Origin of the sequence: Sorangium sp. KYC3313, assembly GCF_052075895.1 — a bacterium.
In the GTDB taxonomy this organism is placed as follows: Bacteria; Myxococcota_A; Polyangia; order Polyangiales; family Polyangiaceae; genus Sorangium; species Sorangium cellulosum_B.
In genome coordinates this window covers 3,731,123-3,749,910 of the sequence record NZ_CP197255.1, presented here as the reverse complement: position 1 = coordinate 3,749,910, position 18,788 = coordinate 3,731,123, and the positions used below count along the sequence as shown (strand labels likewise).

19 protein-coding genes and 1 pseudogene are annotated in these 18,788 nt (G+C 70.5%); 9 read left to right on the top strand and 11 right to left on the bottom strand.

Going from position 1 to position 18,788, the window contains the following annotated elements; genetic code table 11:
* Positions 1-15 precede the first annotated feature (15 nt).
* From ACSRUE_RS14635 to ACSRUE_RS14625, 3 genes are all read right to left on the bottom strand, one after another.
* Positions 16-1,086, bottom strand: a complete 1,071-nt coding sequence (locus ACSRUE_RS14635; RefSeq protein WP_441291520.1) for a CgeB family protein — start codon at positions 1,084-1,086, stop codon at positions 16-18.
* The gene (locus tag ACSRUE_RS14630) at positions 1,083-2,066 is read right to left on the bottom strand and encodes a DUF4202 family protein (RefSeq protein ID WP_441291519.1); all 984 of its coding nucleotides are present in this window, start codon (positions 2,064-2,066) and stop codon (positions 1,083-1,085) included. The genes ACSRUE_RS14635 and ACSRUE_RS14630 overlap by 4 nt, the downstream gene beginning before the upstream one ends.
* A gap of 107 nt (positions 2,067-2,173) precedes the next feature.
* Positions 2,174-2,851, bottom strand: coding sequence for an IgGFc-binding protein (locus ACSRUE_RS14625; protein WP_441291518.1), 678 nt, complete (start codon positions 2,849-2,851; stop codon positions 2,174-2,176).
* A gap of 343 nt (positions 2,852-3,194) precedes the next feature.
* Between ACSRUE_RS14625 and ACSRUE_RS14620 the strand changes: the two genes are divergently transcribed.
* Both ACSRUE_RS14620 and ACSRUE_RS14615 read left to right on the top strand, forming a co-directional pair.
* The gene (locus ACSRUE_RS14620) at positions 3,195-4,328 is read left to right on the top strand and encodes an STAS domain-containing protein (RefSeq protein ID WP_441291517.1); all 1,134 of its coding nucleotides are present in this window, start codon (positions 3,195-3,197) and stop codon (positions 4,326-4,328) included.
* 138 nt (positions 4,329-4,466) lie between these two features.
* Complete coding sequence (locus ACSRUE_RS14615; RefSeq protein ID WP_437294573.1) at positions 4,467-4,928, top strand: macro domain-containing protein; 462 nt, start codon at positions 4,467-4,469, stop codon at positions 4,926-4,928.
* 73 nt (positions 4,929-5,001) lie between these two features.
* Here the strand turns inward: ACSRUE_RS14615 and ACSRUE_RS14610 are convergent, their stop codons facing one another.
* The 3 genes from ACSRUE_RS14610 to ACSRUE_RS14600 all read right to left on the bottom strand — a co-directional run bounded on the left by ACSRUE_RS14610 (position 5,002) and on the right by ACSRUE_RS14600 (position 7,574).
* Positions 5,002-5,232 (bottom strand): VF530 family DNA-binding protein, encoded by a 231-nt coding sequence (locus ACSRUE_RS14610; protein WP_044966495.1) that lies wholly within the window; start codon positions 5,230-5,232, stop codon positions 5,002-5,004.
* 110 nt (positions 5,233-5,342) lie between these two features.
* Positions 5,343-5,789 carry a DUF2147 domain-containing protein gene (locus ACSRUE_RS14605; RefSeq protein ID WP_437764781.1) on the bottom strand — a complete coding sequence of 149 codons (447 nt, stop codon included), beginning with the start codon at positions 5,787-5,789 and terminating at the stop codon, positions 5,343-5,345.
* A 489-nt stretch (positions 5,790-6,278) separates the two neighbouring features.
* A complete protein-coding gene (locus ACSRUE_RS14600; protein WP_441291516.1) occupies positions 6,279-7,574 on the bottom strand; it encodes a trypsin-like serine protease in 1,296 nt (431 codons plus the stop codon).
* A gap of 237 nt (positions 7,575-7,811) precedes the next feature.
* Between ACSRUE_RS14600 and ACSRUE_RS14595 the strand changes: the two genes are divergently transcribed.
* From ACSRUE_RS14595 to ACSRUE_RS14580, 4 genes are all read left to right on the top strand, one after another.
* A complete protein-coding gene (locus ACSRUE_RS14595; protein ID WP_441293089.1) occupies positions 7,812-8,219 on the top strand; it encodes an STAS domain-containing protein in 408 nt (135 codons plus the stop codon).
* A gap of 119 nt (positions 8,220-8,338) precedes the next feature.
* Positions 8,339-9,250, top strand: coding sequence for a LysR substrate-binding domain-containing protein (locus ACSRUE_RS14590; RefSeq protein ID WP_441291515.1), 912 nt, complete (start codon positions 8,339-8,341; stop codon positions 9,248-9,250).
* Positions 9,251-9,369: 119 nt separating this feature from the next.
* Positions 9,370-10,293 carry a CmcJ/NvfI family oxidoreductase gene (locus tag ACSRUE_RS14585; RefSeq protein WP_441291514.1) on the top strand — a complete coding sequence of 308 codons (924 nt, stop codon included), beginning with the start codon at positions 9,370-9,372 and terminating at the stop codon, positions 10,291-10,293.
* 21 nt (positions 10,294-10,314) lie between these two features.
* Positions 10,315-10,911, top strand: coding sequence for a 2-hydroxychromene-2-carboxylate isomerase (locus tag ACSRUE_RS14580; protein ID WP_441291513.1), 597 nt, complete (start codon positions 10,315-10,317; stop codon positions 10,909-10,911).
* Positions 10,912-11,096: 185 nt separating this feature from the next.
* Here ACSRUE_RS14580 and ACSRUE_RS14575 read toward each other — a convergent pair.
* Together ACSRUE_RS14575 and ACSRUE_RS14570 are read right to left on the bottom strand one after the other, a co-directional pair.
* A pseudogene (locus ACSRUE_RS14575) lies at positions 11,097-11,306 on the bottom strand (hypothetical protein); the annotation flags it as partial.
* 47 nt (positions 11,307-11,353) lie between these two features.
* A complete protein-coding gene (locus ACSRUE_RS14570; protein ID WP_441291512.1) occupies positions 11,354-12,622 on the bottom strand; it encodes an FG-GAP repeat domain-containing protein in 1,269 nt (422 codons plus the stop codon).
* Between the two features lie 798 nt (positions 12,623-13,420).
* Between ACSRUE_RS14570 and ACSRUE_RS14565 the strand changes: the two genes are divergently transcribed.
* The gene (locus ACSRUE_RS14565; protein WP_441291511.1) at positions 13,421-13,570 is read left to right on the top strand and encodes a hypothetical protein; all 150 of its coding nucleotides are present in this window, start codon (positions 13,421-13,423) and stop codon (positions 13,568-13,570) included.
* Positions 13,571-13,609: 39 nt separating this feature from the next.
* Here ACSRUE_RS14565 and ACSRUE_RS14560 read toward each other — a convergent pair whose 3' ends face one another.
* Positions 13,610-13,753, bottom strand: a complete 144-nt coding sequence (locus tag ACSRUE_RS14560) for a hypothetical protein (RefSeq protein WP_437764774.1) — start codon at positions 13,751-13,753, stop codon at positions 13,610-13,612.
* A 299-nt stretch (positions 13,754-14,052) separates the two neighbouring features.
* Here ACSRUE_RS14560 and ACSRUE_RS14555 point away from each other — a divergent pair, with 299 nt between their 5' ends.
* Both ACSRUE_RS14555 and ACSRUE_RS14550 read left to right on the top strand, forming a co-directional pair.
* A complete protein-coding gene (locus ACSRUE_RS14555; protein ID WP_441291510.1) occupies positions 14,053-14,499 on the top strand; it encodes a YciI family protein in 447 nt (148 codons plus the stop codon).
* Between the two features lie 717 nt (positions 14,500-15,216).
* Positions 15,217-15,660, top strand: coding sequence for a hypothetical protein (locus ACSRUE_RS14550; protein ID WP_437586157.1), 444 nt, complete (start codon positions 15,217-15,219; stop codon positions 15,658-15,660).
* 345 nt (positions 15,661-16,005) lie between these two features.
* Here the strand turns inward: ACSRUE_RS14550 and ACSRUE_RS14545 are convergent, their stop codons facing one another.
* Together ACSRUE_RS14545 and ACSRUE_RS14540 are read right to left on the bottom strand one after the other, a co-directional pair.
* Positions 16,006-17,742 (bottom strand): hypothetical protein, encoded by a 1,737-nt coding sequence (locus ACSRUE_RS14545; protein ID WP_441291509.1) that lies wholly within the window; start codon positions 17,740-17,742, stop codon positions 16,006-16,008.
* 202 nt (positions 17,743-17,944) lie between these two features.
* Complete coding sequence (locus ACSRUE_RS14540) at positions 17,945-18,733, bottom strand: penicillin-insensitive murein endopeptidase (RefSeq protein WP_441291508.1); 789 nt, start codon at positions 18,731-18,733, stop codon at positions 17,945-17,947.
* Positions 18,734-18,788 lie beyond the last annotated feature (55 nt).

Here is an 18,788-nt window from a genome sequence, read left to right as displayed (position 1 = left end):
CGACCTCGGCTCCGTTCAATGAGCCGAGACCGACTCGAGAATGGCCACGAGCTCCGCCGCGCGGCGCGCGGCGCTGTGCTCCGCGAGCACCCGCTCCCGCGCCGCGCGGGCGATGGCGGCGATCTCGCCCTCCGGGAGCGAGAGCGCCGCGACCGCGTCGTCCGTGGTCGCCGCCACGAGGATCTCCCTCCCCGGCGTGAAGAACCGGTCGAGCCCCTCCCACCCGTCGCTCAGGATCGGCGTCCCGCAGGCGGCGGCCTCGAAGAGCCGGCCGGAAGGGCAGTAGCCCATCGCCGCCATCGCCCCCCGCGTCACGTTGAGCGTCAGCCGCGAGGAGCAATAGAACGCCGGGTGATCCGGCGGCGCCACGTGGCGCAGATAATAGATGTTCTGCGCCCACGGGAAGTCCTCGGGGTAGAGCGAGCCCCCGATGACGAACCGCCGCTCGGGCAGCCTCCTCGCCGCCTCGAGGAAGAGGCGGGAGAGCGCCGCCTGCCGGTCGGCGGCGTACGTGCCGAGGTACGAGAGATCCCCGCGGAAGCCGTCCCGCGGCGGGACCGGGCGGTGCACCGCCGGGTCCGCGCTGCCGTAGAGCGGGAACACCCGCCGGGCGCCTAGCTGCGCCTTTAGCCGATCGAGCGCCGCGCCGCCGGTGTAGCTGAGCACGCAATCGAAATCGGCGAGGCCTCGAGGGCCGATGTAGCCGACCGGCTGTCCGGCCTGGACGCGATCCAGCGTCACCGGCGTGTCGAGATCGTAGAAGACCTTGAGCGCGCCGGACTCGAGGACCACGTCGGTCGCGGGGCCGCCGTCGGGGCAGTACGACGTGACCATCGCCGCGTCGGCCTCGCGGACGGCGCGCCTGGCCTCGGGGAGGACGTCCTCGAACGAGGTGTAGAGCCGGAGCGTGTTGCCGTGCGAGAGCGCGGTCAGATCCCGGTGCGCGGCGTAATACGGGACGTCGCGCTCGAAGAAGGTGACGTGGTGCCCGGCCCGCCCGAGGGCGGAGACGACGCCGCGCCACAGCGTGGCGTGGCCGTTGCCCCAGGACGAGCTGATCGTCAGACCGAAGATGACGAGCCTCATGGCGGAGCGGACCTCCTCGATGCCTGCGTCTCGGGCGCAAGCGCCAGTGGCCTGCCCGGCTCGCCGGGGATCATCGCTCTTACCTCGGGGCGGCAGCGGATCCGCGGCAAGAGCGCCCTTGCCTCGGGCCGGAGGCGGCGGAGCGTGTACGCCACCTTGGCGCGGGTGTGCTCGGGCCCGTAGCAGTCGAGGAACCCGGCGCTGTTCAGCGAGAAGAACGAGAGCGCGTCGGCGTCGTTGAGCAAGGCGAGCTCGGCGTCGTCCCCCGGCCGCTCGTGCGACGCCACCAGGGCGCCGATCCGGTCGAGGACCTCCGGCCCAAGCCCGACGCCGGCGAGCGCGGCGCGCGTCAGGGCGGCCCCGCGCCGCGCGTGCTCGTCCTTGAACGCCTGGTAGTCCGGGGCGCGGTGCTCTCTCCGGACGTCCGCCTCGGAGACGAGCCGCTCCACGTCGTGAAAGAGCGCCGCCACCTGGACGGCGACGCCGGCGCGCGGCTCGAGGCGGAGCATCCATTGCCAGACGTCGAGCGCATGATCGTGGTCGGCGCGGACGAGCGGCCTGTCGAGATCGTGGAGCTCCCGGTGCCGCCCGAGGACCCGGTCGAACACCTCGGTCGCGGAGGCGGGGTTCCTCCTGCGGAGGAAGCGCTGGCACCGTGTGAGGACCTCGTAGGCGGCGCGCGCGGCGCCCGCTCGCTCGAGCCCCTCGATCCGGAGGTCGAAGAGGCCGCCGGCGTCGAGCGCGTGAAGGCGGGTGTCGAGCGCCCAGAGGTCGAGCGCCGACGCGCGCCACGCCCGGGCGTCGATGACGGCGTGGAGCGCCCTCCCGGACGGGCCGGGCGCGCCGCTCTCCACCTCCACGCCGGGGAACTCCCTGGAGAGCGCCGCCCTGTCGGACGGGGAGACGAGCGGCGTCCCGCGGGTCGAGCGTCCATCGCTGCTCGAAGGGGGGCCGTCAATGAGGATGAGGCGCTTGAGCATGAGCGTGCGCTCTCCGGTCAACCACCGGGATGGAGCTCGACATGGCTGCCGCGCGTGGCTGCCGCGGACGAACCGGGATCGCAGGTGGGAACCTATCGCCGCGGTACTCACCGCACCATCGCGGAAATTCCGTAGAGCAACGTCGGGAAAGAAATGAGCGCGAGACGTGGGATCGCCGTAGTCGAGCCGGCCGCGGCTATCTCCTCGGCGGGCCGCCCCGGGCCCCGGCGTCCGCCCTGCGGCCGCTTTGCCACGACGACCGTACCTGGTCCGCCTGGGCCGCGCGCGCGCCGCCCGGGGTCGCCCGGGCGTGGCCCGCCGCCCCTGATACCGCATCTCCCGCTCACTGCGGAGGCTCGGGAGGGATGACGACGGTCAGCCCCCTTCTTGCGCAGGAACACGACGTTCGTCTCCGGGTAGGTCGGGTCCGTGAAGAAGATGTACCGCGACAGGTACTGCCCCGCCGGGACCACGTTGACGAACTCGGGATCCCCGGCATTCTGGAACGCCGCGCCGCGCGTCATGTACGTCGAGACGTAGAACGGGTGCTCGTCATCCTGGCTCCTGACGACGAACGGCTGGCTGGATCGGACAACGAAGCTCTTCCCCTTGTCCACCGTGGCCTGGGCGCCGGGCGGCGGCGCTGGATCCCACGAGAGGGTCGTGCCGTCGACGGCGCCGGTGATGCGCGTCGGAGGCGCCTCGTCCTGACCCTGCACGCGGCTTCTGTAACGCGCATAGACGTACTCGCTGCCGAGCGCGCGCACCGTCGCTCCGGATCTCACGGCTGCCCGGATGACGATCGCTCGGCGTCGCAAGGCTGCTCGCGTATTGATTTCTGCTGGGCGAGAATGTTCTTTTCGCAGGGAGAGAGAGAAAAGGTCCATCCATCAGGTATGCGAAATCGCAACGTACGCAACGACAGAGAGCAGCCTCCGCATCGGCGTTCTCCCCCGTGGCGGCGGATCGAGGAGGGCCAGGCGGCATGTTTCCAGTCGGCGCGGGAGCTGGCCCGGGATGATGCCAGCGTGGCCGGGTGTGCCTGTCGCCGCTGCAGGCCGAATTTATGAGGAGAATCACACGGCGAACCGGCGCCCATTGCGCGCCGCAGCCCGGTAAGCGAGTGTGATGCCGATGCAGCTTGCGCAGCGCCTGGCCGGGCTTGAGCTGTCGGCCATCCCCGTGTGGGTCGTCGACGTGGACCGCTCGCGGGTCTGCTGGGTGAACGAGGCCGGCCTGGACCTGTGGCGGGCGCAGGATCGCGACGAGCTGTTCGCGCGCGATTTCTCGACGGTGCCGGCGTCGATCCGGACGCGCTTCCAGGCCCTCGCCGCGCAGCTGCGCGAGGGGGGCGTCGTGCGCGAGAGCTGGACCTTCTACCCGCGCGGGGTGCCCGTGACGGTGACGCTCCACTCCTCGAGCATCGAGCTCGACGATGGGCGATTCGCGATCTTGAGCCAGGCGCTTCCCAGGGAGGGAGCGCCTGAGCCGGAGCTCGTCCGAGGCATCGAGGCGCTGCGCCACACCTCCGTGATGATCGCGTTCGTCGACCCGAGCGGAGACCTCCTGATGCAGAACCCGGCGGCGCTGCGGGCGTTCGGCCGCACCAGGACGTGGAGCGCCTGGCTGGGCGAGCCCGGCGAGGCGGACGCGATGCTCGGGGCGGCGCTGGACGGCGACATCGTGACGCGAGAGCTGCTCGTCCGCACCGTGGATGGGGAGCGCCTGCACGCGATCGAGGGGCGAGCGGTGCGTGATCCCGTGACGGGCGCCCTGGGGGTCCTGTTCCACCACACGGACGAGACGGCGCGGATAGGCGCGGAGCGCTCCGCCGAGGAGCGCGGCCGCCTGCTGGACGAGCTGAACGCGACGCTGGCGCTCGTCGAGCAGCAGCGCGGTGAGATCCTCGCCCTCTCCGCGCCCATCCTGGACGTGGGCGAGCGCGCGCTGGCGCTGCCGATCATCGGGGCGCTGAGCCGAGAGCGGAGCGCCGAGATCGCGGCGCGGCTCCTGCCCGCGATCGCCGGCAGCGGGGTCGACCGGGTGATACTCGACATGACCGGCGCCGCGACGCTCGACGAGTCCGGCGCCAGGCACCTGATCGAGATGGTACGCGCCATCCGGCTGCTCGGCGCGTCCGCCATGATCACGGGCATCCAGCCCGCGCTGGCCCGCGCCCTGGTGGCGTCGGGCTTTGACGGGACCGGCATCACCCTCGTCGGCTCCCTCGCCCAGGGCCTCTCGCGTTCCAGGAAGCGGTGAGCCGGGGCTACCGTCGTGCTCCGGCCAGGCGTCCGGCGGCGCCCTGGCTCGCGCGCGATCGCGACGTCGACGGCGACGGCGTCATCCGGGATGGAGGCGAGCTACGAAGCGGACCGCGGCGGTGCTAGGGTGCCCCGCGTGCCGACGATCTTCACCAAGGGCGATCTCCTCAACACCCCGGATCTCCACGCGTACGCGCACGGCGTGAGCTGCGTGGGCACGATGGACACGGGGATCTCCGTGACGTTCAAGAAGCGCTGGCCGGGCCTGCTCCCGGCGTTCGAGCAGCGGAGCGCCGAGCGGAAGCTCCAGCTCGGGGAGGCCTTCGTCTGGAGCGAGGGCGGCGACACGGTGTACACCCTCGCGATCCAGGAGAACGCGACGAAGAGGCCCTCGCTCGCCGCGCTCGAGCGCTCGCTCGCCGCGATGGTGACGCACGCCGCCGGGGCGGGGATCGCGCGGATCGGCGTGCCGCGCGTGGGCGCCGGCAAGACCGGCCTCGAATGGCTGCGCGTCAAGAGCATCCTCGTCAAGGTCGCCACCGACAAGCCGGTCACGCTCGTGGTCTACGAGCAGTTCGTGCGCGCCCCGGGCGCCTGACCCCGGCGTCGGGGGAAGCGCTGCGCCCCCGCGGCATCGAGACCGGGGCTCGGCGTGCGATCGAGCGGGCCGGTCACGGGCTGGGCTTGGCTTTGTCCCGCAGGTAGAGGGCCTCCACCTGCTGCCGGGCCCACGGGGTCCGTCGCAGGAAGTGCAGGCTCGATTTGATGCTGGGATCGTACTTGAAGCAGCGAATGTCGATCATGCGTCCGAGCTGCTCCCAGCCATGCTGCGCGACCAGGTGCTCGAGGATCATCTGGAGCGTGACACCGTGGAGCGGATTGTCGGGCTGGGGCTGAGTCATATCCATGCTCGGGGGGCGACCGCCCCGGAGGGCCGGCGTGAGCCCGCGGTGTAGCACGTCGCGCGGCGGCCGCCGCGCGCCGCGGCCGACGATTGGCGGATGAGAAGCTGTTACTTCTTCAGCCAGGTCTGGGTCCTGCCGAGGAGGGAGATGCCCAGGAAGCCGCGCACCTTCAGCTTCTTCCCGCCCTCGATCGCCTCGAGCTTGCAGCTATAGGTCTCGCCGTTGTTCGGATCCAGGATCGTACCGTCATCGTACTCGTCGTCATCGCGGACCATGTTCCTGATGATGACGAGCCCCAGAATGGGCTTGTTCTTGTCGGCGCCCTCGCAGGCGGTGCAGATCTTCGGCTTCCCTTTCTCGTCGAGCGGCTGCTTCAGGCTCACGATCTTGCCGAAGATCTTCCCGCCCCTCTCGTAAATCTCGACCACCGACTGCTCGACCCCCTTCTCATCGATCGTCCGCCACTGGCCGGTCACAGGGAGAGGATCCGCGAGCGCGACCGACGTGGCGAGGGAGCAACCCAGGGCGGCAAAAAGAGCCAAGAACCTCTTCATGTCGTCATAACTCCTTTCATCGTTCTGCGAAGCCACGGCGTTCGGCCCTGGCGTGGTGCTTGATTCGCATGTCGGTGCGCGCCGCTGAGCGCGACATGCCTCGGAGGGCGGACGGGGCGCCTCGCCGTTTGTTCATCGGGCCGGAGGGAGCGGCGGCGGGAGGCAGGGCTCTGGTCAGAGGGGAAGCCGAACGGTCGACAGGGCTCCCCTCGCAGCAGCCCTGCGGCGCGGTGGACGTCATTTTACCCCCGAGGGTACCGAGCGGGCTCGTGGAGCGCAACGGCACCGTGCAGCGGCGCGCCGGGGCGTTCGCCGCGCCGGACGCCGTGTCCACGATGGTAAGCTAGCCCATGTTGTGGCTCGATCCGCGGGGGGCGTACCGGGCAAGGCTCGCGAGCGCGCGCCGACTTGGCCTCGCGCGGCCGGCGTGGGGAGGATCCGGCGCTCGCCTCGCGACGCGAGAGCGCTGGCCGCTCCGCGCGCTCGCTCCTACAAGCGCTCGATGAGGAAGCTCCGGGTCTGGTCGTCGAAGTTCTGGGGGGCGAGGTTCGCGTCTGCCGTGAAGACGCGCGACTCGGCCGAGTAGCGCCAGAGCCCGTTGTAGAGCGTCAGCTTGAAGCCGGAGGGGACGCGGACGGAGCTGACCCTCTGGTCCCACGGGGTGCTGTAAAAGAGGCCGGAGCCGACGCCGTAGTTGACCGATTGGCCCGAGAAGCTGGCGTTCTCGTAGAAGGTGACCACGTCGAGCTGCGGGTCCGAGGCGTTCGAGACGACGATGCTCGAGATCCCGTCGTTGAAGCCCGCGGCCACGAGATCCGTGTCCGAGGTGAAGACGCGCGCCTCGCCCCCGAAATCGGCGTGGATGAAGGCCGTGACCCGGAGTCCGGCGGGGACCCTGATGGCGCTCGCGCGGTTGTCTCCGATGATCGTCATGTCCGGGAGGTCGTAGCGGCCGATCCCGAAGCCCTGCGAGACGCCGGAGAAGTTCGAGAGATCGTGGAGCACCACCTGGCCGCTGGGGTGGACGGTGGGGCCGCCGGCGATCGTGGCGTCGATCCAGGCGCGGTGGCGCGCGACGTCGACGCCGAGCTGCGTCGCGTGCAGGTTCGTGCCGTTCTGCCCGCTCGAGGCCGAGAACACCGCGACCTGACGCCCATCGACGAACCACGGGCCGCCGGAGTCGCCGCTCCAGCCCGAGCCCGTCACGCCCGTCGCCAGGAGCTCCTCGACGGAGTACCAGCCGTCGATGTGGAGGGTCGCCTTCTTGAGCGACGGCGCCATCACCAGCGGCGTGCCCTCGCTCCCCCAGCCGTAGGCCGTCGCGTCGCTGCCGATCGCGACCGACGTCGCCTCGGCCAGCTGGACGACCGGGCCGCTGGCGTCCTCGGTCAGGTGGAGCAGCGCGATGTCGGCGGCGGCCGAGGGCACCTCGACGGCGTCGACCGCGATGCGCTGGCCCGCGAGGTAGGTGTTGCTGCCGACGCGCACCGCCGAGGTCTCGCCCTCGTCCGCGATGCAGTGCTGCGCGGTGAGCACCCAGCGCGCCGCGACGAGGGTGCCGGTGCACTGGTAGAAGTCGCCGGTGCTCCCGCGCACGTCGAAGACCTGGACGGCCCAGGGGCTCGCCTCGGCGACCTCGCCGCCGACGATCGCGGACGAATGCAACCCCAATGCATCGAGCGGCTCGTCCGACGCGCCTTCAAGCGAGCAGCCCGCGGAGAGGCCGAGCGCGGCGCCCGCGCACACCGCGAGACCAAGCCGATGACCAAGTTCTTTCTTCTTCATTCTGCCTCCACATCATGATTCTGTTCGGACGATCGTTCGCTCCGAGGGAGTCCGCCTCCGCCAGGAGCCAGCGTTCGCCAGCGATCAACGTGACGGGGCCTGTGATTGCGGCGCGCCAGGCTCGGCGACGGCATCTCGGAGCAGACCCATGGGGCACCGGGCCGAAACCGGTGAAGGGGCAGCCGGAGCGGCAGGCCCGGAGACGGGCGTACGAAATCCGCCCGTGACGGCTCAAGAATCGCGGCCAGAGTATGCTGCGCTACCCGGAGCGGCGCCAGCCGGCGATCTGGAACGGCCGCGTTCGAGGCGTGGAACGAGGCGGCGTCCCGTCGCACCTCGCCCGCGCCGCGAGGTGACGCTGCGGGCGACGTCGAGCGGAAACGCTCGCTGCTCTCCGCGATCGAGCGCGAGCAGGCCTCGGTCGTCCTCATCGACGTCACCGGCGTCCCGATGGTGGACACGGGCGTCGCCGACCATCTGCTCCGGGCCGTCCGCGCGGCGGCGCTGCTCGGCGCCGAGGTCGTGCTCGTCGGCATCGCGCCCACGGTCGCGCAGATCATCGTGCAGCTCGGCGTCGACCTGAGCGGCGTGACCCCCCGCGGCGATCTCCAGGCCGCGAGGAAATCCACAAAATCGAGAGGTTAGCTGATCTTGGCGTGAGCGAAGTCACCACCGTGAGCTACCGTGGCTGCCTCCAACCCCCCGCTTGACGGGCGGGCGGCCGTCCCACAATCCTTGACGTCCACGTCACATGAGCGCTGCGCATGTCACTGCCTCTCGCCCGGCTTCATTCGCTGGATCTCGTCAAGGGCTTCGTCGCCGTCGGCCGGCGCATGAGCATCACCCTCGCCGCCGAGGACCTGTGCCTGACCCAATCTGCCGTCAGCCGCCAGGTGTCGGCCCTGGAAGAAGCGCTTGGCGTGAAGCTGCTGGTGCGCGGCCACCGGTCGATCCGCTTCACGGCCGACGGCGAGAGGTTCTTCAAGGTGGCCGACATGGCAGTGCAACAGCTTCAGGACGCGATGGCGGCGATACACAAGCGCCACGAGAAGCAGCCGGTGACGATCACCGCCAGCATCGGCGTGGTCGGCCTGTGGCTGTTGCCGCGCCTGGGCGCCTTGAACGAAGAGCTGCCGGACGTGGACGTGCGCATCGCCACCAGCAACAAGCTGATGGACCTGCGCGCCGAAGGCGTGGACATCGCCATCCGCTACTGCGCGCCCAGCGCCGCGCCGGAAGGCGCGGTTCCCCTGTTTGGAGAGGCGCTGGTGCCCGTGGCCCATCCGTCGCTGCACTTGCGCGGCCGGCCGGCGGCCGAGGTGGTCAAGCAGCACGTACTGCTGGAGTTCGACGAGCCGAAGCAGCCCTGGCTGCAATGGAACGAGAAACTCAAGCTGATGGGGCTGGAACGGCTGAAGCCCCGGGGCATCATCCGCTTCAACCAGTATGACCAGCTCATCCATGCCGCCACCAGCGGGCGGGGCGTGGCGCTGGGCCGCTCGGCCCTCGTCGCACCGCTGGTCAAGGCCGGCAGCCTGGAGGCGCTGGGATGGGACCAGGGGCAGTGGACATCGTCCCACCAGTACTGGCTGGTCCAATCCGAGCCCAGCCCCACGCCCGACGTGCAGCGGGTGTGCCAATGGATACGCCGCCAGGCCGCCTCGGACACGCACTGACTTGCGTGCCAGGAATGCGAGTCCGTCCGAAATCTCACTTGAGGCCCATCGCCGGTGAGCTGAAATGGACGTGTGCCGCGCCCCTGCGGTCCATTCACGAGGAGAAGTCCTTGACGTCCATGGCCTCCCTTCACGCCACGCTTGCCGCCCCAGCGCCCGCCACCTCCCCGCGTGGCAGCCGAGGGCCGGCGTTCACGCCATCTCGCCCGCGCGTGCCCTTCGTGCGCGGCACGGTGGGCTATCTGAAACCGGCAGACGCCCGGCCGGTCATCCACCTGGTTGACACAGGCCCGGAAGTGCCCCGGGAGAACTTCGAGCACGACCTGCGCGAGGTGCCGATCGTCGACGCGCGCCTCGCGCCCGCCCCGCCCCGCATCCACCACGAGGGCTTCGAGCTGTGGGACGCGCCTTCGCGCCTGCACGACTTCCATGATGAGGAGGCGCTCCAGGCCGTCTACTACCCGGAATGCGTGGAGCTGGCCTGCCTCGTCACCGGCGCCTCGCGCGGCTTCGTGTTCGACCACCTGCTGCGAAAGCGCGAGGAAGGCCGCCCGCCCCCCCTGACCTTTGGCCGCAGCGGCGCCGCGAGCGCGGCCGCGGCGCTGGGCCGGGTGCACAACGACTACTCGGAAGACAGCGGCCGCAGGCGCCTGCACCTGGTGCTCAACGATCCTGAGGCCGCTGCCGCGGTGCGCCGCTACAGCATCGTCAACATCTGGCGCTCCATCGGCGGCGTCGTGAGGGATACCCCGTTGGCGGTGTGCGACGCCACCAGCGTGAACGTGGTTGACCTGGTGCCCGCGGAGCTGCGCTACCCGCGCCGGGTCGGCGAGATCTACCTGTCGCGCCACGCGCCCGGCCACCGCTGGGCCTACTTCTCGGAAATGGACACCCACGAGGCGCTGGTCTTCAAGCAGTTTGACTCGCAAGCGAGCGGCACCTCGCGCTTCACGCCCCACGCCGCCTTCGACCTGCCCCACATCCCGAGCGACGCGCCCTTGCGGCGCAGCATCGAAGTGCGCTGCCTGGTGGTCTACGACTGAACGCCACGAACAGGAGAACCCATGACAGGACTGGTCGAGTGCTGGTTCGACTTCGGCAGCAACTACAGCTACATCGCGATCTCGCGGATCACGCCGCTGGCACGGGACGCACGCGTCGACATCGTCTGGCGCCCGTTCCTGCTGGGCCCGGTCTTCAAGCGCCTGGGATGGGACACCTCGCCCTTCGTGCTGCAGAAGGAAAAGGGCGAATACGCGTTCATGGACACCGCCCGAGCATGCGCCAAATACGGCGTGCCATGGCGCCGCCCCACCACCTTTCCGCGCGCGGCGGTGCACACCATGCGCGTGGCCGCCGCCTTTGCCGAGCAGCCCTGGGCGGGCGACTACTGCCGGCGGGTGATGCAGATGAACTTCGCCGAGGACAAGGACATCAACACCGACGAGGTGGCGGTGCAGGTCCTCGATGAACTCGGGCTGGACGGCCGCAAGCACGTGCAAGAGGCCCAGGCAGAGGCGCGCAAGGCCAGGCTCCGGGCGTTCAGCGAAGAGGCCATCCGCCGCAAGATCTTCGGCGCGCCCACCTTCTTCGTCGGCGACGAGATGTTCTGGGGCAACGACAGGCTGGAGGATGCGCTGGCCAAGGCAAGCGCCGGGTGACCCCACGCCCGCCGGGCACGCGGGGCAGCGCACCGTGGTGTGGGCTCCTTTCGTCGCATCGATGGACGATGATGCAACGCTCCCACCGGGCGTGACGGGCGACGACGGCGCGAAGATGAAGCGCTGATGTCCGGCGGCGTCGCGTTCCGCCACACGACGTAGGACGACGCTCGCTGGAGCGAATAGAAGGAGCCGTTGAGCTCGATCGAGTCGAAATGCCGCGCCGCAAAGGCGAGCTCCTCGGATTGCCGTAGGCCCCTGGGATAGAAGACGCCCCGCCGGGGCGCAGAGCGCCAGCTCGAGATACCGATGCGGATGCGTCCGGCCGTGAGCGCGCGTTCCGAGGAGCGGCTCCGTGGGCCCGCGATCGGGAGCTCGCCTCCGTCGCTTCGCAAGTTTCGCGCCGGTGGAGGCCGTCTTGGATCGGCGCGAGGATTCCGCCCTAGCGTTGTAGGAAGACGAAAGCGCCCTTCTTGTTCGAGATGACGATGTCCGGCCGGCCGTCTCCGTTGCCGTCCGCGACCGTGAGCTGGGTGCCTACCCCCGAATCGTCGTCGATGAGAACAGGCTGGAAGTCGACGCGTTCCGCCGCTCGCGCCTGCTCGAACCAGTAGAGCCGGGCCGGCGCGTCGAAGTCCGGCATGCCGGCAGGCACATGACCCCAGAAGCGCTCGCCGCTCACGAGGTCCTGAAGCCGGTCACCGTCGATGTCGGCGTGAGCGAGCGCGTGCGGCTCGTGCATGAACACGCTCGACGCGGCATCGGGTGTGGTCCCCGGAACAACGACGTGCTCCACGAACGCGGTGCCGGCCGCGTTTGGAACCTGCTCGAACCAGGAGAGCCCGTAGCCGTGAGCGGCCAGCGTGGTCGCTATGTCCGCGTCCCCGTCGCCGTCCACGTCGACCACCGGCATCTGCGCTCCCCCGGCACCGAACGGCTGCTCGACGCGCGTGAACGGCAAGCCGTCGGGCGACTCTGGGCTCCGCGTGAAGTAGCCGCTCGCCTCGACCAAGTCGCTTGCGCCGTCCCCGTTGACGTCGCCTGCACCGAGGCCGTGCGTGAACGCGCCGTACCCCCGATTCTCGGTGAGCGCCCGGAAGACCCACGGCTCGGTCGGGTCCACGCCGGGCGACGACGTTCCGAGCATGCCCCCCGACATGTGCACGAGCTCGGGCACGCCGTCGCCGGTGATGTCGGCGAACAGGGGCGACTCGTTGTCGATCGGCCACGGCAGCGTGTCGTGACGAGCCCAAAGCGCGTCGCCGTCGCGCGGGTTCTGGTACCAAGCCGCGGGCACCCCCGGAAAGCCGACGACGAGGACGTCGGTGAACCCGTCGTGATCGAAGTCGTGGGGGAACTCGAAAAAGCAATCCGAGTAGCCGTGTGGATCGAAGGCTTTCCTCGGCCACACGGGATGGCTCGTGCCATACCCCGGACCCTCGTACCAATCCGGGCCCGCGATGACATCCGTCACCCCGTCGTGATTGAAGTCCGCAAAGCTCGCCCCCTCGCAGTAGAACTCGCGGTGCAGCGTGATCTTCACGAAGCGCGCGTCGAGGGCGGCCTCACGCGGGAGCGGTGGGCGCGCGGTGACGGTGCCCGCGGGCGGCGCGTCGGTGCCCGCGTCGACGGGCGCGCGCGAGGATTCGGCCGCGCAGGCGATAACCAAGGCGAGCGGTGTGCAGCACAATAACCCCATTCTCGAAGCCATCTCCGAGCGCTTAGCAGGTCGTGGCCTGCCCGAGAACGTTCTCGCCGCACGCAACCTCGGCGACGAGGCCCGCGCAGCGCAAGGTGCGCCGTGACGCCGTCGTCCGCCCCCTGGTCGACACGTTCTTTGCGTGGGCGAGGGCCGAGCACGCACGTCCCCGCGAGCGCGGCCTCGTCTCTACTGCGCTCGGCTACGCCCTCAACCAAGAGCAGCCGTCGGGGCCGGCGCCTCGGCGATCGCGGCGCGAGCCCGCACCGCCGTGCGCGGCCAGAGCCAGGCGAGCATGTCCCACGCCAGCTCGGCGTGCCGGCGCTCGTCGATCGCGACGCGTTCGAGCGCCTCTCGTCGTCCATCGCGGACCGCGCGCGATCGACGAGCGCCTCGGGTGCGCCCAGGCCCGAGAGCACGCCCGCGAGGCGCTCGAACGCGACGATCGACGAGTGCTCCGCGAGCGCCGCCCGAAGCCACCGATCCGAGAGCGCGCCCCGCCGGCCGGGGTCCGCCTCGGGGATGGTCGCGACGGCGTCGATCCAGTCCGAGCTGGGGCGGGCGTCCGCGACGAGCGGCGCGCCATCTACGCGGAGCGGCCGCCCTTCACGACGGCCAACGCGCAGCCACCGGCGCAGCCGCCGACCATTCGATCCGACGCCTCCGACCACCAGACGAGGCGCCGCCAGAGATCGGCGTCCGAGGGGGAACGTCGCGAGAGCGTCATGCAGACACGATGGTACGACACGCGATCGCCGCGCAGTTCACCCGCAGGCTGTGGAGTGAAGGCGGCCGCTTCGATGGCTCGCCGTGACCAATCCGTCGCGTCGGGCTGCGGTGGTCGCCTCGGTCGCCAGCACCCTGAGCCGCGCCGTCGCCCTCGGAGATGAGGTGGCGACGCGGGTCCTTCACGAGGCGATCGGTCGGCTGCTCGGGTTGCCGGTGGCGCCGGAGGGGTGAGCAAGCTTGGACCAAACGCCGCAGCGCACCTCGCCCACGTTATCGGTCGGAGGGCGGCGTCGCCGAAAGCAGCGCGCGCACCCGGCGGCCGCGCAGCCCGAGCCCTCCCCAGAGGAACGCGGCGACGTAGATCGAGAAGAGCGTGTGGCCGAACATAGACCCCCCGCGGGCATCAGGAATCATCGGTCGCCTCCAGAAAAAATCGCGGGCCTGGCCGGCTCCGCTCCCCGGCCCGTGGCGACCCCGGAGAGCAGCCGGGGCCGCCCTGCCGGCCCCGGGACGATGAGCTCCCCGTCCGGGTCCACCGTCCAGCTCCGCCCGCCAGAAGAAAACCTCGTGACTACGAAGCCTTAGGTGTAATTCAAAAAAGATCGCCCCGCGTGTCGATCGCGTGGTCGCCCGTTCGTCGTGACGATGGAGACAGGGGCCGGGCGGTCGACGCCGCCGGGGCGCTCCTCTTCGAACCGGAAGGAAACTCGACGATGCGATTCATGATCACCGCGGCACGGGCGACCGACGACGCGAAGCACGACGCACAGGCAGCGGCGGATGCGCCCTCGGACGAGGCGCTGTTCGCCGCGTACATGACATACAACGAAGACATGCAGAAGGCCGGCGTGCTGGTCGCGTCCGAGGGCCTCAATCCCGCCGGGGTGCGCGCGCGCGTCGGGATTTCGGGGGGGAAGCGCGTCCTGCTCGACGGGCCCTTCGCTGAGTCGAAGGAGCTCGTCGGCGGCTTCTACCTGATCGAGGTGGGCTCGAAGGAAGAGGCGATCGCCTGGGCGCTGCGCTGCCCCGTCGGGCTCGGGAGCGCCGAGGTGCTCACGATCCACCAGATGACGGAGCTCTCGGACATCCCGCCGCGGTTCAGGGAGATCATCGCCGAGGTGGCGCCGACGTGGAGCGTGTCCTTCTCGAGGGCGCAGTAGGCCGGGCGACGAAGCGCCGGTGCATTGGCCACGTGTCTGTCGATTCAGCGTGCGGTCCCGCGGAAGGGGTGGCCAGGCGTCACTTTCAGCCCCGCGCGGCATCTCCGGTCATCAATGTCCAAGCCGGCCCGACCACGACCGACAGAGACCCCGGGAGAAACGGGCGCGCCGACGTATTACCGGGAGGTCTACCCCATCGTCCGTCGGCGGCGGTCCACGTCCCTCGTCGGCACGAGCGCCCCTTGGGGACGTGCCGCGGAACAGGGCGTCGTAGAGTGCGTGGGCGTCGGCTTGGATGTACCCCGAGAAGCCGCGGAACATCTCGCAGACCGCAGCGCTGGTGTGCTTGGGCTGGTACTCGCAAAAGACGTGATCCTTGTCCGCGAGTGGGGAGAGACGGCGCTTCATGCAGCGCTTACGGAGAACTGAGGCCGCCGGCCGCGATGGTCGTGCTTTCTTGTGTTCCAAATCACATAATAACGGTCTGGGCCGATGGGCGTTCGATTTTTCTCCCCCGCATTTTTTTCAGCGATGAGTTTCCTCGGGCAGCGGGGTCTATGGGGTACAGCCGGTCGCGATCATGACGCCGGCTGTCGCCGGGGACGGCGGCGGCGCTCGGGGCATGCGGCCTTCGTCGCCGCCGCGACCGGGAAAAGCGGTTCGAGCCGCCGGATGAGATGCTGCACGAGCTGTCACGAAGGGAGAAGGAATATGGTCATGAAGCGCGTCTTGATCGCGATGTGCCTGATCGTCGCTGCATGTGGGGGTGAGGAGGACGACGCGCCCGTCGCGTGGGAGGACATGAGCTTCGATCAGCGCTTCGCGTTCATGGAGGATGTCGTCCTGCCGGAGATGAAGGAGACCTTCGTCGCGTTCGACGCGAAGTTCGAGGGAATGACGTGCGTGACCTGTCACGGCAGCGGCGCGGCCGACGGGACCTTCGCGATGCCGAGCCCCGACCTCCCCCCGCTTCCCGCCACCGAGGAGGCGTTCGCCGAGTACGTGAAGGATCCGGAGATCGAGCGGTGGGGCACATGGATGTTCGAGACGGTCATGCCTCGGATGGCCGATGTGCTGCAGATCGCCGCGTACGACCCGATGACCAACACCGGCGACTTCTCGTGCAATGGCTGCCACACGCTTGAGGGCGTCGAGCAGTGAAGCCGCCGGGCACGCCGCCGGCGGAGATGCAAACGTAGCGGATGGGTGGGCCTCGACGTCGAGCGTAAAAGGTGAAAGGCTCCGGCGGCGACAGCTCAATGCGCTCGGCAGGCAGATGCTCGGGCAGCTTCTGCCGTCCGTGCGGGCGGATGTGACGCCCCTTGTCCCCGCCTCCGGATGAGCTGCCCGGCGCTGCGCCATTGCCCTGCGGCGGAGAGCGCCCCGCTCGGCCACACCGGAGCCGCCCTCAGCGTCGAAACAGGCGGAAACCATAAAAATTGCTACTGTTTCCGGCCGCCGCGCGTCATCGGTCGTTTTTTCTGGCGGGATTCCTGACACGCGGAGCTAGCCAAACGCCCCCGAGGCGGCCGCGGGGCGGAGGCCCTCGATCAGGGCCGCGCGATAGCGGTGTCGCGCCGCGGAGAGGCGCAGCGCCTCGCCCTGGTCCGCGAGCGACGCCGCGGCCATCGCGGCGTGACCCAGACGCAGGAGCGTGTAGGCGAGGAGATACGCCGGCAGGCGCCGCTCGGGATCATCGCCGGAGCGGCGCTGATACCGCTCCAGGAAGGCGCGCCGGGCGCCTCGCGGCATCCGCCACTCGACGATGGCGCCGGCGAGATCCCAGGCGATGTCCGTGGGGCCAGGGAGGAAATGATCGTCGCCGTGCCCGCAGGCGTCCACCTTGACCAGCTCGCCCGCGGCGGACCTGCGCCACTCGTGAGGATCCATCCTGCCATCGACGATCACCGGACGCGCGAGCTCCAGGCGGAGCTCCCCCGGGAGCTCCCTGCGCATCTCCAGCGAGAAATTGGTGCGTGCCATCGCAATGAGCTCGTCGGCCGCAGGGCTCGGCGCAGGGAAGGCCGAGGCGCGAAAGGCGCAGTAGTCGGCGAGGCGATCGAGCTCCGCGGCGGACAGGTCATCGGCCTGGAGCGGGCGGCCAGGGAGCCATGGATACGAGCAGAACCCCTGGCCCTCGCCGCGCGGCTCCGGCCCGAAGCCGGCCTGGAAGACGCCTTGAGCCCGCTCCAGACACTCCGCCCCGTAGCGGCCCATCCCTTCGAACTTCAGAATCCGGCGGTCGTCGCGGGAAAGGTATTTGAGGCGCTCCATGGACGTCCAGGAGGGCGGCCAGCGCGATTCGTCCTCATAGCAGCGGCGGCGCCACGCCCCGGCCCCGATGGGCTCGCCCACGTCGGCGGGGAGCTGGGCCCCGCCCTCGGCGCGCTCCGAGCGGAAGGACCGCCACCGGCGGGCGCCGTCCGGCGCGACGAGCGCGTCGGGATCGGGCGCGCGGGAGCCGAGGAAAACGACGCTGGCGGGCGGGACACCCGCGCGGACCAGGGCGTCTCCGGCGGCGAGGAACGAGGAGCCGCTGAGGCCAGGCCCCTCGTCGACGACCCAGAACCGCGCTCCCTCGGCGATGCCGTCCTCGACCCAGCGGAGCTGCCCGGCGTCGAGCTCGACGCGGCGGTCGTAGGGGTGACCTGACGGGCGCACGGTGGTGCGCCCGGCCCGGATCCCCTGCCCGCGGAGCGCCGCGGCCGTCACCGCGCTCAGCGTCGTGCCGATGCTGCGGATACCGACGACCCGGACCGGCGCCGGCGGGGACGCGAGCCGCCCGGCCAGCCGGGCGAAATCGAGCGGATGAAGCGCGTAGAACGAGAACCCCTCGGGCGGCGACGTCGAGAGGATCGCCGGGACCTCGACGGCCGTGAGGGCCTCGGGCGTGGCCAGACGTCCGGCTGTCCGTGGGCAGACGTCTGGCTGTCCGTGACCAGAGGTCTGGCCGTCCGCGATCGCGAGCGCGCCCGCGCCGTCACCGCGGATCAGCGCGGCGGCGAGATCGTCGGTGAGCTGCGCCAGCGCCGAGGCGCTCTCCGCGCCGGCGTCGGCGAGGAGGGACTCGAGCTCGCCAGCGCGGATCAAGGCGCTGAGCACGAGGTCGCGAGGGCGCGCCGCGCCTCCGGGGCCGGCGATCGCCCGGAGGTCGCCCGCGAGCTCGTCGACGAGCCGCCGCCCCGGGACGTCGCGGCGGCCGCTGCGGAACACGTACATGCGGTATCCGGAGCTGTCGTCCATGGCGGGCTCCGCGCCTCACCGCTGCGCGACGCGCGACCCGCGCCGCTCGCGGGCCTTCCCAGCGGTAACGTCATGGAACCGGCTCGTCAAGCCACCGGCCTCGTGCGTGGGTGGGAGCGACGGGCCCGACTCGGCCGCGGCTGGGAGCGGGCGGAAAGAGCAGCGCGAGCGGCTCCGGCGCCATCGCCGTCGATAACCTCGCTCAGCGCGGGCCGCCGGCCGCGAACGCAAACTCGATGTGCACGTGCTCGTCGTGCCGCCACCACACCGGGCCGCGGGGGATCACCCTTGCGAGCGAGCCCAGCTTGCGGCCCGCGGGGCTCGCGAGCAGCAACGGCACGTACTCCGGCGCGAGGATGATCCGCTGGATCCGGAGCTTCCTGGCCCTGGCCTTCTCGTCCAGCGTCGACAGGAGGCGCGCGAGATCGTCGAAATCGATCGTCAGCTCGCCCAACCGGCCCTGCGCGTCGAGCTCGAGGCCATAACCGAGCTTGTTCCAGGGATAGGTCGACACCTCCGCGGGCCGCCCCGCGCCGTCGCGCAGCGGGACGAAGATATCGACGCTGAGCCCGTTCTGGTGCGTGCGGTGCGGCCAGAACGGGCCGCCACCGCGGTGGCCCGTCTCCCCGACGACGAAGCGCCGCCCTGGTTTGGCGGCCGCGCACGCGGCAAACGCCTCTTCCAGCGCGTCGCGAACCGCGCCGTGCACGTACTGGCGTCCGAGGCTGGCGCCCAGGTAAGAGTAGGTCACATAACCGGGCCCCGAGGGGCGGAGCGGGTGCCCGTGCAGCAGCCGGCCGCGCGCGGGACTGCCAGCGCTCTCGGACGGTGTCGCGCCGTCGAGCCAGACGCGGCCGTGCGCCACGACGAAGGGCGCGACGAGCAGGAGACCGGCGGCGATCGCGAGTCGCTTCCACGCCCGACGAGACGCGCTCGTCGCTCGCGGAGCCACAGCGGGCGGCACGCCCCGAGGGACCTGGAGGAGCTTCACCCCGTTCGGCTTCCTGGAAGATCGATCACGTCGTTCGAGCGGGAAACGAACCATC

Bases quoted from the DNA above. Each gene is read 5' to 3' on its own strand.
- ACSRUE_RS14635 (WP_441291520.1), bottom strand. From the start codon at position 1,086: ATGAGGCTCGTCATCTTCGGTCTGACGATCAGCTCGTCCTGGGGCAAC.
- ACSRUE_RS14630 (WP_441291519.1), bottom strand. From the start codon at position 2,066: ATGCTCAAGCGCCTCATCCTCATTGACGGCCCCCCTTCGAGCAGCGAT.
- ACSRUE_RS14620 (WP_441291517.1), top strand. From the start codon at position 3,195: ATGCCGATGCAGCTTGCGCAGCGCCTGGCCGGGCTTGAGCTGTCGGCC.
- ACSRUE_RS14610 (WP_044966495.1), bottom strand. From the start codon at position 5,232: ATGACTCAGCCCCAGCCCGACAATCCGCTCCACGGTGTCACGCTCCAG.
- ACSRUE_RS14605 (WP_437764781.1), bottom strand. From the start codon at position 5,789: ATGAAGAGGTTCTTGGCTCTTTTTGCCGCCCTGGGTTGCTCCCTCGCC.
- ACSRUE_RS14600 (WP_441291516.1), bottom strand. From the start codon at position 7,574: ATGAAGAAGAAAGAACTTGGTCATCGGCTTGGTCTCGCGGTGTGCGCG.
- ACSRUE_RS14590 (WP_441291515.1), top strand. From the start codon at position 8,339: ATGTCACTGCCTCTCGCCCGGCTTCATTCGCTGGATCTCGTCAAGGGC.
- ACSRUE_RS14585 (WP_441291514.1), top strand. From the start codon at position 9,370: ATGGCCTCCCTTCACGCCACGCTTGCCGCCCCAGCGCCCGCCACCTCC.
- ACSRUE_RS14580 (WP_441291513.1), top strand. From the start codon at position 10,315: ATGACAGGACTGGTCGAGTGCTGGTTCGACTTCGGCAGCAACTACAGC.
- ACSRUE_RS14570 (WP_441291512.1), bottom strand. From the start codon at position 12,622: ATGGCTTCGAGAATGGGGTTATTGTGCTGCACACCGCTCGCCTTGGTT.
- ACSRUE_RS14560 (WP_437764774.1), bottom strand. From the start codon at position 13,753: ATGATTCCTGATGCCCGCGGGGGGTCTATGTTCGGCCACACGCTCTTC.
- ACSRUE_RS14555 (WP_441291510.1), top strand. From the start codon at position 14,053: ATGCGATTCATGATCACCGCGGCACGGGCGACCGACGACGCGAAGCAC.
- ACSRUE_RS14550 (WP_437586157.1), top strand. From the start codon at position 15,217: ATGAAGCGCGTCTTGATCGCGATGTGCCTGATCGTCGCTGCATGTGGG.
- ACSRUE_RS14545 (WP_441291509.1), bottom strand. From the start codon at position 17,742: ATGGACGACAGCTCCGGATACCGCATGTACGTGTTCCGCAGCGGCCGC.